12 protein-coding genes and 1 tRNA gene are annotated in these 14127 nt (G+C 65.7%); 6 read left to right on the top strand and 7 right to left on the bottom strand.

What is annotated here, in order from left to right:
- The first annotated feature begins 23 nt into the window (after positions 1–23).
- On the top strand, positions 24–1415 hold the full coding sequence (gene purD / locus AC4D2Q_RS03380) for a phosphoribosylamine--glycine ligase (protein WP_490944958.1): 1392 nt from the start codon (positions 24–26) through the stop codon (positions 1413–1415).
- Positions 1412–2305 carry a phosphoribosylaminoimidazolesuccinocarboxamide synthase gene (locus AC4D2Q_RS03375; protein ID WP_490944956.1) on the top strand — a complete coding sequence of 298 codons (894 nt, stop codon included), beginning with the start codon at positions 1412–1414 and terminating at the stop codon, positions 2303–2305. The genes purD and AC4D2Q_RS03375 overlap by 4 nt, the downstream gene beginning before the upstream one ends.
- A 10-nt stretch (positions 2306–2315) precedes the next feature.
- On the opposite strand, the gene AC4D2Q_RS03370 is transcribed toward AC4D2Q_RS03375, so the two are convergent.
- The 6 genes from AC4D2Q_RS03370 to AC4D2Q_RS03345 all read right to left on the bottom strand — a co-directional run bounded on the left by AC4D2Q_RS03370 (position 2316) and on the right by AC4D2Q_RS03345 (position 10590).
- Positions 2316–2957, bottom strand: coding sequence for a dihydrofolate reductase family protein (locus AC4D2Q_RS03370; RefSeq protein WP_490944954.1), 642 nt, complete (start codon positions 2955–2957; stop codon positions 2316–2318).
- Positions 2958–3151: 194 nt separating this feature from the next.
- A tRNA-Pro gene (locus tag AC4D2Q_RS03365) sits at positions 3152–3228 on the bottom strand.
- A 94-nt stretch (positions 3229–3322) separates the two neighbouring features.
- A complete protein-coding gene (locus tag AC4D2Q_RS03360) occupies positions 3323–5215 on the bottom strand; it encodes an ABC transporter ATP-binding protein (protein ID WP_490944952.1) in 1893 nt (630 codons plus the stop codon).
- Positions 5212–7083: an ABC transporter ATP-binding protein gene (locus tag AC4D2Q_RS03355; protein ID WP_490944950.1), complete on the bottom strand. Its 1872-nt coding sequence runs from the start codon at positions 7081–7083 to the stop codon at positions 5212–5214. Before AC4D2Q_RS03355 ends, AC4D2Q_RS03360 begins: the two co-directional genes overlap by 4 nt.
- Positions 7084–7393: 310 nt before the next feature.
- The gene (locus tag AC4D2Q_RS03350) at positions 7394–8326 is read right to left on the bottom strand and encodes a metallophosphoesterase (RefSeq protein WP_490944948.1); all 933 of its coding nucleotides are present in this window, start codon (positions 8324–8326) and stop codon (positions 7394–7396) included.
- A 2-nt stretch (positions 8327–8328) separates the two neighbouring features.
- Positions 8329–10590 (bottom strand): transglycosylase domain-containing protein, encoded by a 2262-nt coding sequence (locus AC4D2Q_RS03345; RefSeq protein WP_490944946.1) that lies wholly within the window; start codon positions 10588–10590, stop codon positions 8329–8331.
- Positions 10591–10627: 37 nt separating this feature from the next.
- On the opposite strand from AC4D2Q_RS03345, the gene sp36 reads away from it, so the two are divergent.
- From sp36 to AC4D2Q_RS03325, 4 genes are all read left to right on the top strand, one after another.
- A complete protein-coding gene (sp36, locus tag AC4D2Q_RS03340) occupies positions 10628–10786 on the top strand; it encodes a Sp36 family protein (RefSeq protein ID WP_400933078.1) in 159 nt (52 codons plus the stop codon).
- A gap of 59 nt (positions 10787–10845) precedes the next feature.
- Positions 10846–11265, top strand: coding sequence for a RidA family protein (locus AC4D2Q_RS03335; RefSeq protein WP_490926809.1), 420 nt, complete (start codon positions 10846–10848; stop codon positions 11263–11265).
- Positions 11258–12169 (top strand): NUDIX hydrolase, encoded by a 912-nt coding sequence (locus AC4D2Q_RS03330; RefSeq protein ID WP_490945698.1) that lies wholly within the window; start codon positions 11258–11260, stop codon positions 12167–12169. The genes AC4D2Q_RS03335 and AC4D2Q_RS03330 overlap by 8 nt, the downstream gene beginning before the upstream one ends.
- A 203-nt stretch (positions 12170–12372) precedes the next feature.
- On the top strand, positions 12373–13242 hold the full coding sequence (locus AC4D2Q_RS03325) for a pentapeptide repeat-containing protein (RefSeq protein WP_490944944.1): 870 nt from the start codon (positions 12373–12375) through the stop codon (positions 13240–13242).
- A 101-nt stretch (positions 13243–13343) separates the two neighbouring features.
- On the opposite strand, the gene AC4D2Q_RS03320 is transcribed toward AC4D2Q_RS03325, so the two are convergent.
- Positions 13344–14021 carry a Crp/Fnr family transcriptional regulator gene (locus AC4D2Q_RS03320; protein ID WP_104053107.1) on the bottom strand — a complete coding sequence of 226 codons (678 nt, stop codon included), beginning with the start codon at positions 14019–14021 and terminating at the stop codon, positions 13344–13346.
- Positions 14022–14127 lie beyond the last annotated feature (106 nt).

Here is a 14127-nt window from a genome sequence, read left to right as displayed (position 1 = left end):
CGCAGCCAGTACGCTGATCTACTGTGAAGGTTCTCGTTGTTGGCCCCGGCGGCCGCGAACATGCCCTTGTCCGATCCCTGCTGGCCGATCCGTATGTCCGCGAGGTGCACGCAGCCCCCGGCAACGCGGGCATAGCGCAGCTGGTTCCGGTCCATGCCGTCAATGCCTCCAGCCCGGCGGAGGTGACCGCGCTTGCCCGTCAACTGGGCTCAAATCTGGTGGTCATCGGCCCCGAGGCTCCGCTGGCCGCCGGAGTGGCTGATGCCCTCCGCGAGGCGGGAATCCCCGTGTTCGGGCCCTCCAAAGCCGCGGCCCAGCTGGAGGCCTCCAAAGCCTTCGCCAAACAGGTGATGGCGGCGGCCGGCGTTCCCACCGCCATGGCCCGTGTGGCGGCCACTCCCGAGCAGGCCGCCGACGCACTGGATACCTTCGGCGCCCCGTATGTGGTCAAGGATGACGGGCTGGCCGCGGGGAAGGGCGTAGTGGTCACCTCGAACCGGGACGAAGCCCTGGCCCACGCGCAGTCCTGCTTTGACGTGGGCGGCACCGTGGTCATCGAGGAATTCCTGGACGGTCCGGAAGTGTCCCTCTTTGTCATCTCCGACGGCCGGACAGTGGTTCCGCTGGCACCGGCGCAGGATTTCAAACGCATCCACGACGGCGACGAAGGCCCCAACACCGGCGGGATGGGCGCCTATTCGCCGCTGTCCTGGGTTCCGGCCGACCTGGTGACGGAGGTCGTCCGCCGGGTGGCCCAGCCCACCATCGATGAGATGGCCGCCCGGGGAACGCCGTTTGTGGGTGTGCTGTACTGCGGCCTGGCCCTGACCTCCCGCGGGATGCGCGTGATTGAATTCAACGCACGCTTTGGCGATCCGGAAACGCAGGCAGTCCTGGCCCGGCTGCGGACGCCGCTGGGCGGGCTGCTGCAGGCCGCGGCCAAGGGAGAGCTGGATAAGCTGGAGCAGCTCAAGTGGGATCCGCGCACCGCGGTGTCCGTGGTGGTGGCCGCCGCCAACTATCCGGAGGCACCTCGCACCGGAGACCGGGTCCGCGGGCTGAAAAAGGCTGAAAAGATCGACGGCGTGCATGTGCTGCATGCCGGCACCCGCCTCAACGGGGACGGCAAAGTGGTGTCCTCCGGCGGGCGGGTCCTCGCCGTCGTCGGGCTGGGCGACGACCTGGAGGCCGCCAGGGACAAGGCCTACGCCGGTGTGGAGAAAATCCGGCTGGACGGATCCCTGCACCGCACCGACATTGCCCTGAAGGCGCTGCGCGGAGAAATTTTGGTTCCCGCAGGTTCGCAGAGCGTAGAACCTGCAGCAGGCCGGGACCTGCCCGACGGCGACGTTGCTCCGAGGGGCATGACGGACCGCGACATTGCCGACAGCGACGTTGAAGGAGACCTGGCATGAGTGCCCCCGAGCTGGCCGGCTGGACCCACGCCTATTCCGGAAAGGTCCGCGACCTGTACGTTCCCGCGGATCTGTCCGTCCCGGGGGCAAAAGACATGGTTCTGGTGGTCGCCAGCGACCGGATCAGTGCCTTTGATCATGTGCTGTCCTCCGAGATCCCGGACAAGGGACGGATCCTGACCCAGCTGAGCCTGTGGTGGTTTGACCAGCTCAATGTGCCTAACCATGTGATCTCCGCGGATGAGGGAGTGCCGGCCGAGGTGGCGGGCCGGGCCATGATCTGCAAAAAGCTGGACATGTATCCGGTGGAGTGCATTGCCCGCGGATACCTCACCGGGACCGGCCTGGCGGAATACCGCGTCTCGCAGACCGTGTGCGATGTGCCGCTGCCGGACGGGCTGGTGGATGGTTCCCGGCTGGATCCGGCCATCTTCACGCCGTCGGCCAAGGCCGAAGTGGGAGAGCACGACGAGAACATCAACTACGACGCCGTGGTGAAGATTGTCGGTGCCGAGACGGCGCAGAAGCTGCGCTCGCTGACGCTGGACATCTACACGGCGGCCGAGGCGGTTGCCCGGGAGCGCGCCATCATCCTGGCGGACACCAAGGTGGAGTTCGGCCTGGATCCGGCCACCGGCGAAGTGACGCTGGGCGATGAGGTGCTGACGCCGGATTCCTCCCGGTTCTGGGACGCAGAGCTGTACGAGCCGGGCAAGGCCCAGCCGTCCTTTGACAAGCAGTACGTCCGGGACTGGCTGACCTCCCCGGAATCCGGCTGGGACAAGGCCTCGGACACGCCGCCGCCGGCGCTGCCCGCTGACGTGATCGAGCGGACCCGCGCCCGCTATGTGGAAGCCTATGAGCGGCTGACGGGGCGGTCCTTCGCCTGACGCGCTGACTTCAGCGCTGGAAGGTTAGATGCACGACGCCGCTTTCCGCCGTCTCCGCGCTGACCTCGTAGCCGGCCTCGAAGCCGCGCAGGCCCTCCCAGAGATTGATGCCCCGTCCCAGCAGGATGGGGGTGATGCCCACGTGCAGCCGGTCCACGAGCCCGGCTGCCAGGAACTCCTTGGCGAGGGTCGGGCCGCCGCCGATCCGCACATCCCCGCCAGCGGCGGCATCCGCGGCCAGGCGAAGCGCTTCTTCGGGGGACACGCTGAGGAACTCGAACCGAGTTCCGTTGGCCATGTCGATGGCCGGGTGCGGGGCGTGGGTCAGGACAAACACCGGGACCCGGAACGGCGGTTCATCGCCCCACCAGCCCTGCCAATCAGGATCATCGGGGAAGTTGTGCAGACCGAACATCCCGGCGCCCATCACTTCCGCCCCGATTTCGTCGAAGTAGGCCTCGGCGTATTTGTCGTCTACGCCTGTGGTGCCTTCACCGCCGGTCTCATGCAGCACCCGTTCGCGGAAGGTCCGGGTTGCGGTGTAGGGGCCCACCAGGCGGCCCCAGTCCTCACCGAATGGTTGCTCCGGGGTCTGGTCGCTGGTGGCGGCGAAGCCGTCGAGGGAAATATTGAGATCAACGCGGACAACCATGGAATCCTCCTGGGCACTGACCGGTCCTAAGCCGAGCCTAGCCGCGGCGGCGGGTGCATCAAAGGGTTCCCGGTCACTGCCCGTCCCGGAGCTGGAGGACGCATTTCTTGCCGGTGGGTTCGCCGTCGAGGCGGGTCGGATTCCGGGCAACAGAAAAGGCACCGATTTCTCGGTGCCTTTTCTGTATTTGGTTTTGGTCGGGGTGACAGGATTTGAACCTGCGACCTCGTCGTCCCGAACGACGCGCGCTACCAAGCTGCGCCACACCCCGTAACCACTGCTTTTGCTCCGGGTTTCCCCGTCGCTGAAGCAACTTTACAAGTGTAGACGATCACCACTGATTCCGCGAAACCGGGCCTCCCCGCCTACACCAGGGACTCCTGCCAGGCGGCCTGCAGCTTGGCGAACCGGCCGGTGCCGCCGGTGAGCTCAGCAGGGGTGCCGTCTTCCACCACTTCGCCTGAGTGCATCACCAGGACCCGGTCCGCGATCTCCACGGTGGACAGGCGGTGCGCAATGATCAGCGCCGTCCGGTTGCCCAGCAGGGTTTTGAGCCCGTGCTGGACCAGCCGCTCGCTGGGGATGTCCAGTGAGGAGGTGGCCTCGTCCAGGATCAGCACCGCGGGATCGGCCAGGAAGGCCCGGGCGAAGCTGATCAGCTGGCGCTGGCCGGCGGAGACCCGGCCGCCGCGCTTGTTCACATCGGTGTCATACCCCTCCGGCAGCGCTTCGATGAACTCGTGCGCGCCCACTGCCTTGGCCGAGGCAACAATCTCCGCCCGGGTGGCTTCGGGCTTGCCGAGGGCAATGTTGTCCGCCACCGAACCGCTGAACAGGAACGCCTCCTGCGTCACCATGACGACGGCGCGGCGCAGGTCCCGCTGGGTCAGGCTCCGCAGGTCCACGCCGTCCAGCAGCACGGAACCCTGTGACGGGTCATAGAAGCGGGCGATCAGCTTGGCAAGCGTGGACTTGCCGGCGCCGGTCTGCCCCACCAGGGCCACGGTCTGGCCGGCGGGAATGTGCAGGTCCATCTGCGGCAGGATGACGGGGCCGGTGCCGTAGCGGAATTCCACGCCGTCAAACCGGATGTCGCCTTTGGCATTGCGCAGCTCCACCGGCTGCTTGGGCGGGCGGACGGTGGGCACTTCCTCCAGCAGGCCGGAGACCTTTTCCAGTGCAGCCGAGGCGGACTGGAAGGAATTGTAGAACATGGCCATCTGGTCCACCGGCTGGAAGAAGCGCTTGGAGTACAGCAGCAGGGCCAACAGGGCACCCACCTCGAGGCCGCCGTCGAGCACCCGGAAGCCGCCGGCCAGCAGCACCACGGCCACGGTGGCGTTGCCGATCAGCACCAGTCCGGGCTGGAAGACGCCGTTGAGGTTAATGGAGCGGACGGTGGCCACCCGGTAATCCTCGGCCAGCTCGTCATACTTTTCCGCGTTCACCTTTTCGCGGCGGAACGCCTTGACCGCACGGATGCCGGTCATGGTTTCGATGAAGTGCACAATCAGCTTCGCGGAGGTCACCCGGGAGGCACGGTAGGCCAGCTGGGAGCGTTTCTGGTACCAGCGGGTCAGCAGGTACATGGGCACAAACGCCACCAGCATCAGCAGCCCGGTCCGCCAGTCCAGCAGGAAGATGCTGGCGGCGGTGAACAGCATGTACATGGCGCCGGAAGCCAGCGAGCTGATGCCGGAGTCCAGCAGTTCGCGCAGCGCCTCAAGGTCCGAGGTCTGCCGCGAAATGATTCGCCCCGAGGTGTACTTTTCGTGGAATTCCAGGCTCAGCCGCTGGGTGTGCCGGAAGACCCGCAGCCTGAGGTCCAGCAGCATGGCCTGGCTCAGCAGGGCGGTGGCCCGCACGTAACCGGCGGTCAAGCCCGCGGCCAGCAGGGCCGCCACCAGATACGCCGCCCCCGAAAGGATCAGCGGCAGATTGTTGCCTGCCTGCAGGTCCGGCAGGGCATGGTCGATGCCGTAGGCAATGATGGCCGGTCCCGCGACGCGGGCGGCCTGGGAGAAGACCACCAGCAGCACCGTGCCGATGAACCGGCCGCGGTTGGGTCGGATCAGGGACCCCAGCAGGGCCAGCGAACGGCGCCGGACCGCCCGGTTTTCTTCCTTGCCCAGGTGGACGGCATCCTCGCCGGCAGTTCCCAGCCGGGCGCCGGCGTCGTACTCCGGGTCGGCTCCTTTGGCAGGCCTGGCGGGCTTGGCGGAATCATCGGCGCCGCGGCGCACGGTGAAGCGGCTCATCGGACTATCTCCTCATCATCCAGGCGCGGTGCCGCGAGGGTGCCGTCGTCGGCGTTTTCAACGGGCGGTGCTGCGTCTTCCAGGCTGCTGTCCAGGTCTTCCGGCTCGGTCGGCAGGCTGGCAATGACGTACCGGTAGTGGTCGTTGCCGGCCAGCAGTTCCGCGTGGGTTCCGACGGCGCTGATCCGTCCGTCCTCCATCAGGGCAACGCGGTCAGCCAGGGAGACAGTGGAGGGGCGGTGCGCGACCACCAGGGTGGTGGTGTCATGGAGCACCTCGCGCAGCCGGCCCTCCACCAGCTCCTCGGTGCTGACGTCCAGGGCCGACAGCGGATCATCCATGATCAGGACGGTGGGCCGGGCGGCGATGGCGCGGGCCAGGGCGACGCGTTGGCGCTGCCCGCCGGACAGGCTGAGTCCTTCCTCGCCGATCAGCGTGTCAGTGCCGTTGGGCAGCGAATAGACAAAGTCGGCCTGCGCCACGTCCAGCGCCTGGGCGAGCAGCTGATCCGCTTCGGCCTGGCTGTCCGGTTCCGCACCCAGCAGTACGTTGTCGCGGACCGAGCTGGAGAACAGTGTGGTGTCCTCGAAGGCCACTGCCACGATGGTGCGCAGTTCTTCCACGTCCAGCTGCCGCAAGTCTGTTCCGTCGATCCGGATTGCACCGCCGGTCACGTCATAGAGCCGGGGCACCAGCTGCAGCAGGGTGGACTTTCCGCTGCCGGTAACGCCCACCAGCGCCATGGTTTCGCCGGGGCGCAGGCACAGGTCCACGCCGTCAATCAGGTCCCGGGTGCCCTCCTTGGTGTCCGGGTACGCGAAGTGTACGTTGTCGAAAACCAGCTCGCCGCGCACGTCGCGCAGATGCGCCGGATGCTCGGGGCTCTGGATGCTGCTTTGGGCGTCCATCACCTCGTAGTGCCGGTCTATTGCTGTTTTGGCCGTGAGAGTCATGGACAGCAGCGGGCCGATCGCCTCCACCGGTCCGGCAACGACGGCGGCAGTGGCGAAGAATGCCACCAGGGCGCCGATGCTGGTGGTGCCGTCAGCCACCGACATAATGCCCACCACCAGGGCGACGGCGAGGGCGGCTTCCGGCAGGAGAGTGACCACCAGCGAGAATTTCGCCAGCGAATTGGCCTTGAATACCTCGGTTTGGCGCAGCTCCTGCGCCTGTTCTTCAAAGGAATCCAGGGCTTCGCGGCTGCGGCCGAAGGCCTTCAGGACGCGGATGCCGTGGACGGACTCTTCCACCGTGGTGGCGAGGTCGCCGGTTTGGTCCTGGCTCTGGCGGGAAACCTGCCGGTAGAACCGGTTGAAGCGGAAGCCGTAAATGACAATGGGAATTGCAGCGGCTATGAAAATGAGTGCCAGGATCCAGCTGGTGAACAGCATGATGATGAAGCCGACCACCACGGTCAGGGCGGTAACCACCAGCATGATCGCTCCGAAAGCCATCCAGCGGCGGACCAGGTTCAGGTCGCTCATGGCCCGCGAGAGCAGCTGTCCGCTGCCCCAGCGGTCGTGGAAGGCCACCGAGAGGTCCTGCAGGTGCCGGTAGAAGGAAGTGCGCATCCGGGTTTCCACCGTGGTGGCAGGGGCAATAACAAACTGGCGGCGCAGGGCAATGAACCCTGCTTCGAGGATGCCCAAGCCCAGGACCACTCCTGCGGCGGCCCACACTGCTGAGGAGGAGGCGCCGGGGGTGAGGGAGGTGTTGATCAGGACCCGGAACACCTGCGGAATGGCCAGCGCCATGAGGCTGGCCCCGAGGGCACAGAACAGTCCGAGGATTAAGCGGGGGAGGATGGGCCGCAAATGGGGAAAAAGCCGAGCAAGGGATAGCCACAGTGATGTCTGCGCAGGCATGAAACCTCTTTGAAGCGGATGGAGGGTGCCGCCACAGCAGGACGTCCCTTTGAGGGCTCAATCCTAAGCCTCACCCCGGAAGGAATCGATGGCAGTCCGGAGTTTGGTCATGTTTGGCGCATTGGGCGCAGATCTGCGGCCGCCGAGAGGAGCGATGATGCCGCCTTCGTCCATTCCCGCTCGTCGAGAGCAGAGATGATGACGCTTTGCGGCGCCGTGAAGGGTCTTATCTCGACAATCGACGATGCAAAGCGGCACGAACTCGACACCCGCCCTGAGGAGCCGGCAGCGATCCGGGGCGGGAGCCTGCTTAGTTCCGCGGTGTCAGGGTGAGCAGTACTGCCTCGGGACGGCAGGCAAACCGGACCGGCGCAAAGCGGGAAGTACCGATTCCGGCCGAGACGTTCATCGGCACCCGCCGGCCGTTGTGTTCCCACACGGCCAGGCCCTTGGCCAGACGCGTGGGCAGGTCACAGTTGCTGACCAGCGCGCCGTAGAACGGAACACACACCTGGCCGCCGTGGGTGTGCCCTGCCAGAATCAGGTCCGCGCCGCCGTCGGTGAAGTAGTTGAGGACGCGCTGATAGGGCGCGTGCGCCACCCCGACCCGGATGGAGGGAGCGCTGCTGTCCGGATCGGAGGAGGGGAACCCGGCATAGACATCCCGGTTCAGGTGCGGATCATCCACACCCGAAAAGTCCAGCCGCACTCCGCCAAGGTTCATGGAGTCCCTGCGGTTGGTCAGCCCCGCCCAGCCGGCGTCCTCGAACGCGCCGAACAGTTCTCCGAAGGGAAGAGCGGGCGGGTCCTTGGTGATTTTCGAAGGACCCGTGAAATACGTCAGCGGATTCTTGAGCCGAGGGCCGTAGTAGTCGTTGGAGCCGGGCACATACACGCCGGGGAACCGCATCAGCGGTTTGAGCGCCTCCAACAGCGGTGGAACGGCTTCGAGATGGCTGAGGTTGTCGCCGGTGTTGACCACGAGGTCCGGCTCCAGGTCAGCAAGGGACTGCAGCCAGCGGACCTTGATGTTCTGGTGGGGGACAAAGTGGATGTCCGAGAGGTGCAGCACCCGCAGCGGCGTGCTCCCCGCAGGGAGTACGGCCACCGTTTCCTCACGGACGCCGAAGAGATTGCGCTCGATCAGCGAAGCGTAGGCCAGCGCGGCGGTTCCGGCGCCCGCCGTACCGCCCGCAACCCAGGCAGCGGAACGCAGGGCCTTTCCCCAGGAAGATGATGCCATGGCTAGTCGTCGTCATCCTTTTTGTCGCTGTCCTTATTGTCTCCGCCGTTGTCCTGATCAGCCTTGGGGGAGGGAGCCGGGGCAGGCTTGGCAGCCGGGGAAGGGGCCGGGGCCGGGGTGACATTGCCCATGATGCTGGCGGGCGGGGCAGTGAAGGGTTTGGCCTCGTACTGGCCGGGGATCCGGTCAATGAAGTTCTTCCAGGACGGTCCGGCGATCTTGGAGCCGTCAATTTCGGGATAGGTCCGGCCGCCGATCTGCTTGCCTTCCATGGACCCCTTCTCATTGCCCCAGACATGGTTGCCGAGCCAGGAAGCGGTCACCATGCCCGTGGTGTACCCCATGAACCAGGTCTGCGAACGGTAGTCGTTGGTTCCGGTCTTGCCGGCCACCGGCTGGCCGTTCTGCAGGTAGTAGCCGGAACCCTTGGTCATGACCTGCTGCGTGGCGGCGTTGACGCCCTGCGCCACTTCCTTCTTCATGACCTGCTCGCAGTCCTGCGGCGGAACATCGAAGTCCCGTCCGTCCACTGCCTTGACCGACACCAGGGCGCGCGGCTCGCATTTGAGCCCCTCCGCCGCAAAGGTCGCAAAACCGGTGGCCATGGACAGCGGGGAGGCATCCCCGCCGCCGCCGAAGGAGGACGGCGGGTTGATGCCCAGCATCTCATTGGTGCCGGTGGAACTCTTGCCGTCGTGGACGCCCGCGGCAAAGGCCATCTGCTGGAACTTGCACAGATCCAGCTGGTTGATTTCTGCCATGGTGATGGTGTTCAGGGAGTTCGCCAGGCCGTCAATGACCGTGGTGGTCTTGTAGTTGGTGTCTCCGTAGTTGATCGGCGTCCAAGCTTCCGGAATGCCGTACCGGCCTCCGGGCAGGCAGCTGGCGTTCCAGCTGTACCCGGCCGGGTAGGTGCGCTTGCTGCCGTTCAGCGTGGTGTTCAGGGTTTTGCCGGCATCGAGCCAGGCCGCAACCGTGAACGGCTTGTACGTTGAACCCGGTTGGAAACCGCCCATGCCGCCCAGCGGCTTGTTGGGATCGCCGTCCTGGTTCAGGTCCACGTTGAAGTTCAGGACCGAGTTTCCCGGGCCGGCTTCAGGGTTGTACCTCGTGTTTTGCGCCATGGAGAGGATCTTGCCCGTGGACGGCTCCATGGACGTCATCGAATGGCCGATCTCAGGATCAGTGGTGTCAGGATTCGCGGTCTCAAAAACCGCAGTCTGGGCCGCAGCCTGGATCTCAGGGTCAAGGGTGGTGGTGACGGTGAGGCCGCCGCGGTACAGCAGCTTCTCCCGGTCCTCCGGGGTGGCACCGAAACGCTCATCGTTGAGGATCAGGTGCACCACGTAGTCGCAGAAGTACGGTGCCTGGGCGGCTCCCGTGCAGTTGCTGGGGACGGGCGTGACGTTCAGGTCCAGGCCGGTGGCGGCGGCGGCGTCGTGTTCTTCCTGGGTGATGCGCCCCTTGTCCAGCATGGCGTGGAGCACCACGTTGCGGCGTTTCAGCGCCATGTCCGGGTTGCCGGTGGGGCTGTAGACCGTGGGCCCGTTGACGATGCCGGCCAGCAGGGCAGACTGGGGAAGGTTCAGCTGCGAAGCGTCGAGGTTGAAGAAGTACTTGGCAGCGGCCTGCACCCCGAACGTGGTGCCGCTGAACGGAACAATGTTGAAGTAGCCCTGAAGGATCTCGTCCTTGGACATCTGCTTTTCCAGCGCGATGGCCAGCTTCATTTCGCGGATCTTGTCGCCGTACTTACGGTCTGCACTGCCGCTGAGGACAACTTCTTTTCCGTTTTGCAGGTTCGTGTCAATGATGACGTTGTTCACATACTGCTGCGTGATGGTGGAGGCGCCGCGGTTCGTGTCGGAGGTGAGGTTGGAGGCCAGTGCCCCCAGGATCCCCTGCATGTCCACGCCGCCGTGCTCGTAGAAGCGGTCATCTTCAATGGCAAGCATCGCATCGATCATGGTGGGGGACACCTGATCCAGATTGATCGGCTGGCGGTTTTCCGCGTAGACAGTGGCGATCAGGGAGCCGTCATTGGCAAGGATCTTTGACGGCTGGGCCAGGGCTTCGGTCTGCAGTTCCGACGGCAGATCGTCGAAGAACTGCAGGGATCCGGACGCGGCGGTGCCCGCGGCTGCGGCGGCGGGAACCAGGAGTCCCGCGGCCAGAACACCACAGAGCGCGCTGACGCCGAAGAACGCGACAATCTTGCCCAGGGTGGTAGCCGTGTCAAACAAGGGTGATTTGCGAGCTGCCATGCGCATCAGTCTACAAGCACGCGTTAGTCTTTGGATTATGAGCAAATGGGAATATTTCATTACACCGCTGCCTCTTCACACACCGGGAGCTGTCCTTAACATGCACGGCGAAGAAGGTTGGGAACTGGTCCAGATCACGCCTGCGCCCAACGGCACCGGCTCCGTGGCCTACATGAAACGCGAGAAGTCGCAGTGACTGAGCTGACCGGAGCGGTCTCGGCCGTGGAACGGAGGCTGGCGGAGCTGGGCATTGACATGCCCGACGTCGCTGCCCCCGTGGCCGCGTACGTTCCGGCCGTAGTGACGGGCAACTACGTCTACACATCCGGCCAATTGCCGTTTGTCTCCGGCGTGTTGCCTGCGGCCGGCAAAGTGGGTGCCGAAGTGTCCGCCGAGGACGCAGCCGCCTATGCTGCCACCTGCGCCGTGAACGCGCTGGCCGCCATCAAGGCCCAGATCGGTGATCTGGACCGCATCAGCCGCATCGTCAAGGTGGTGGGCTTCGTGGCCTCGGACCCGTCCTTCACCGGACAGCCCGCCGTCATCAACGGTGCATCCGAATTACTGGGAAAGGTCTTCGGTGAGGCAGGCATCCATGCCCGCTCCGCCGTCGGGGTGGCCGTACTGCCGCTGGACTCTCCCGTTGAAGTAGAAGTGATTGCTGAATTTGCCTAACTCCTCCGTACGGCTTTTCCCGGTTCCCCCGTATCTTCGGGGAGCCGCGGAAAGCTGGTTTGAACATGGTGACCGCACCCCGCGCAAGCCGCGCCTGGCATCCTCGGTGGTGCTGGTGCGGGATTCGCCGCGCGGCACCGAGACCTATCTGGCGTACCGCCGCGGTGAATCTCCGCTGGGCAGGGTGGCCTTCCCGGGCGGGAGCATCGATCCGGGTGACGACGACGCCACCACCTGGTACGGTCCGGCGCCGGCAGTGTGGGCCAAGACCATGGGCATCGACGATGCCCGGCTGGCCCGCCGCCACGTGGTGGCCGCCATCCGTGAACTGTTCGAGGAAACCGGAATCCTCCTTGCCGGTCCGGACGAGTCGACCCTGCTCGAGGCAAACCGCGGCCCGGAATGGATGGCTGCACGCGCAGCGATTGCCAGCTCGGACGCGTCCTTCCTGGATCTTCTGACCCGCCGCGGCCTGGGCCTGCGCACCGATCTGCTGCGTCCGCTCTCCAACTGGCAGACCGCCGACTTTGCCCTGCGCCGCTTTGATACCCGCTACTTTGCCGTGGTGCAGCCCATGGGCCAGGAAGCCTCGCTGCTGGAGGGCAAGGGCAGCTGGGGGCAGTGGCGTTCCGCAGCGGCGGAGATAGCCAACCGGGACACCACCGCTCTGGGGGATGAAATCGGGCTGCCGGACACGACCGGCCTGACCCTGGCGGAACTGACCGTTCCGCAGGTCGAGCTGGTCCTGGAAAAGCTGGCCCGGGCCCGCGGCTGCATCGCGTATCTGACCTCCCGCCGGCCCGCCGCCGTTTTCCAGCCCGAGCTGGTGCAGGCCGACGGCGGCTACTGGCTTGCGGTGCCGCTCAGCGGCGTCCCCGAAGGTTCTGCGCAGCGGGGCCGCTGACACGCCGGCCTGCCGGCCTTGTCCAGGCCCGCGGTCAGGTACTCTGGCCGCAGTGAAACTTACCCTTCCTCTGTGACCCAGAGCCTTCGCAGTAATTCCAGTTCGCTCCTGTGCGGAGCGGTGATGATGTGTGTCCTGCGGGGGAACTCCCTGCGGAGTTCCCCCGCCACGGCCCGCCACCGGACTCACCACTGGAAGACACCATGCGACCTTCTTCAGCACAATCCCCGACATCCCTGAACACTGCCGCTGCCCGGCAGTCCCTGCGCCCCGACTGCAGTAACTGCTTTGCCCTCTGCTGTACGGCCTTTGGCTTCTCCCGGTCGGCAGATTTCGCACTCGACAAACCCGCGGGCTCTGTGTGCCCGAACCTCTCGGCCGACTTCTCCTGCACCATCCACGACCGGCTGCGCCCCCGCGGATTCCGCGGGTGCACAGTCTTCGACTGCTTCGGGGCCGGCCAAAAGGTGTCCCGGGACTTATTCGAGGGAATCAGCTGGCTCGAGGACCCCGGCAGCAAAGACGCGATGTTTGCCGCGTTCACATCCGTCCGGCAGCTCCACGAAATGCTCTGGTACCTGGCCGAGGCCCGGACCCGCACTTATGACCCCGACACGGTGGCCGCCGTGCTGGGGCTGCGGACCACCATCCTGGCAGCCATGGAGGAACTGCCGCAGCTGCTGGTGCTGGATGTGCCGGATCTGCATTCCCGGGTGAGGCGCACGCTGATGGACGTCAGTGAAGAGGTGCGGTCCGCTTACCGGGCTGCCGGTACCGGCCACCTGGGCGCCGAGATGCGGCCCGGCGCCGACCTGATGGGGCGGAACCTCAGTGCCCGGCAACTGTGCGGTGCGGATCTGCGGGGCGCCTATCTCATCGCCGCCGACCTGCGCGGCAGTGATTTGTCCGGCGCGGACCTGCTCGGCGCGGATTTTCGGGACGCCCGGCTGGAAGGTGCCGACCTCTCTCGAGCCCTGTACCTGACGCAGCCGCAGCTCAGCGCTGCCCGGGGCAATGCGGCAACCGTCCTGCCGCCGGACCTGGCGGTGCCGCCGCACTGGCTGGACGGGTGACCGGCCGGGCTGCCGGATGAGCAACGGCTTAAAAACGACGACGGCGCCGCCCCCGGTTAAGGGGAGCGGCGCCGTCGTCGTTGTCTACGGGTCGGAAAGACCTAGCGGGAGCGCTGGCGCAGGCGCTGCACGTCCAGAATGACGACTGCGCGTGCTTCCAGGCGCAGCCAGCCGCGCTGGACAAACTCAGCAAGTGCCTTGTTCACGGTTTCGCGGGAAGCGCCGACCAGCTGGGCCAGCTCTTCCTGGGTCAGCTCGTGGGCTACCAAGATGCCGTCAGTCGCCGGCCGGCCGAAGCGGTCCGCGAGATCCAGCAGTGCCTTGGCCACGCGGCCGGGAACGTCCGAGAAAACGAGGTCCGCAAGGGACTCGTTGGTGCGGCGCAGGCGGCGGGCCAAAGCCTGAAGCAGCTGGACCGACACCTCGGGGCGCGTTTCCAGCAGCGCCTTCAGGTTGTCATGACGCAGTCCGGCGAGGCGGGTCTCAGACACCGCGGTGGCGGTGGCGTTGCGCGGGCTGGGATCAAACAGCGCCATTTCGCCGAAGAGTTCGCCCGGGCCGAGGATGGCCAGCAGGTTCTCGCGGCCGTCTGGGGCCGAGCGGCCGAGCTTGATCTTTCCGGACACGATGAAATACAGCTGGTCGCCCTGGTCACCCTCGCGGAAAACTGATGCACCGCGCGAAAGGTCGACCTCGGTCAACTCGTCGGTCAGAGCTGCGAAGACGTCGTCTCCCAGTGAGGCGAACAGTGGCGCACGGCGCAGTACCTCGATATCCATGAAATCTCCTGTAAATAGTTGTCCCTTCTATTATCTTCTCGCACTGCGGCCCCATGTGACACCTGTAATAGCTTTGTTCGCCCACGGATGATAAAAAGGACGCCCC

Source organism: Arthrobacter sp. TJ-178, assembly GCF_058269275.1.
Note: the sequence above shows the minus strand (reverse complement) of the source record. Positions and strands in the feature narration are given on the sequence as shown.

Bases quoted from the DNA above. Each gene is read 5' to 3' on its own strand.
- AC4D2Q_RS03370 (WP_490944954.1), bottom strand. From the start codon at position 2,957: ATGGTTGTCCGCGTTGATCTCAATATTTCCCTCGACGGCTTCGCCGCC.
- AC4D2Q_RS03375 (WP_490944956.1), top strand. From the start codon at position 1,412: ATGAGTGCCCCCGAGCTGGCCGGCTGGACCCACGCCTATTCCGGAAAG.
- AC4D2Q_RS03355 (WP_490944950.1), bottom strand. From the start codon at position 7,083: ATGCCTGCGCAGACATCACTGTGGCTATCCCTTGCTCGGCTTTTTCCC.
- AC4D2Q_RS03335 (WP_490926809.1), top strand. From the start codon at position 10,846: ATGCCCGACGTCGCTGCCCCCGTGGCCGCGTACGTTCCGGCCGTAGTG.
- AC4D2Q_RS03325 (WP_490944944.1), top strand. From the start codon at position 12,373: ATGCGACCTTCTTCAGCACAATCCCCGACATCCCTGAACACTGCCGCT.
- AC4D2Q_RS03320 (WP_104053107.1), bottom strand. From the start codon at position 14,021: ATGGATATCGAGGTACTGCGCCGTGCGCCACTGTTCGCCTCACTGGGA.
- AC4D2Q_RS03350 (WP_490944948.1), bottom strand. From the start codon at position 8,326: ATGGCATCATCTTCCTGGGGAAAGGCCCTGCGTTCCGCTGCCTGGGTT.
- AC4D2Q_RS03345 (WP_490944946.1), bottom strand. From the start codon at position 10,590: ATGGCAGCTCGCAAATCACCCTTGTTTGACACGGCTACCACCCTGGGC.
- AC4D2Q_RS03360 (WP_490944952.1), bottom strand. From the start codon at position 5,215: ATGAGCCGCTTCACCGTGCGCCGCGGCGCCGATGATTCCGCCAAGCCC.
- sp36 (WP_400933078.1), top strand. From the start codon at position 10,628: ATGAGCAAATGGGAATATTTCATTACACCGCTGCCTCTTCACACACCG.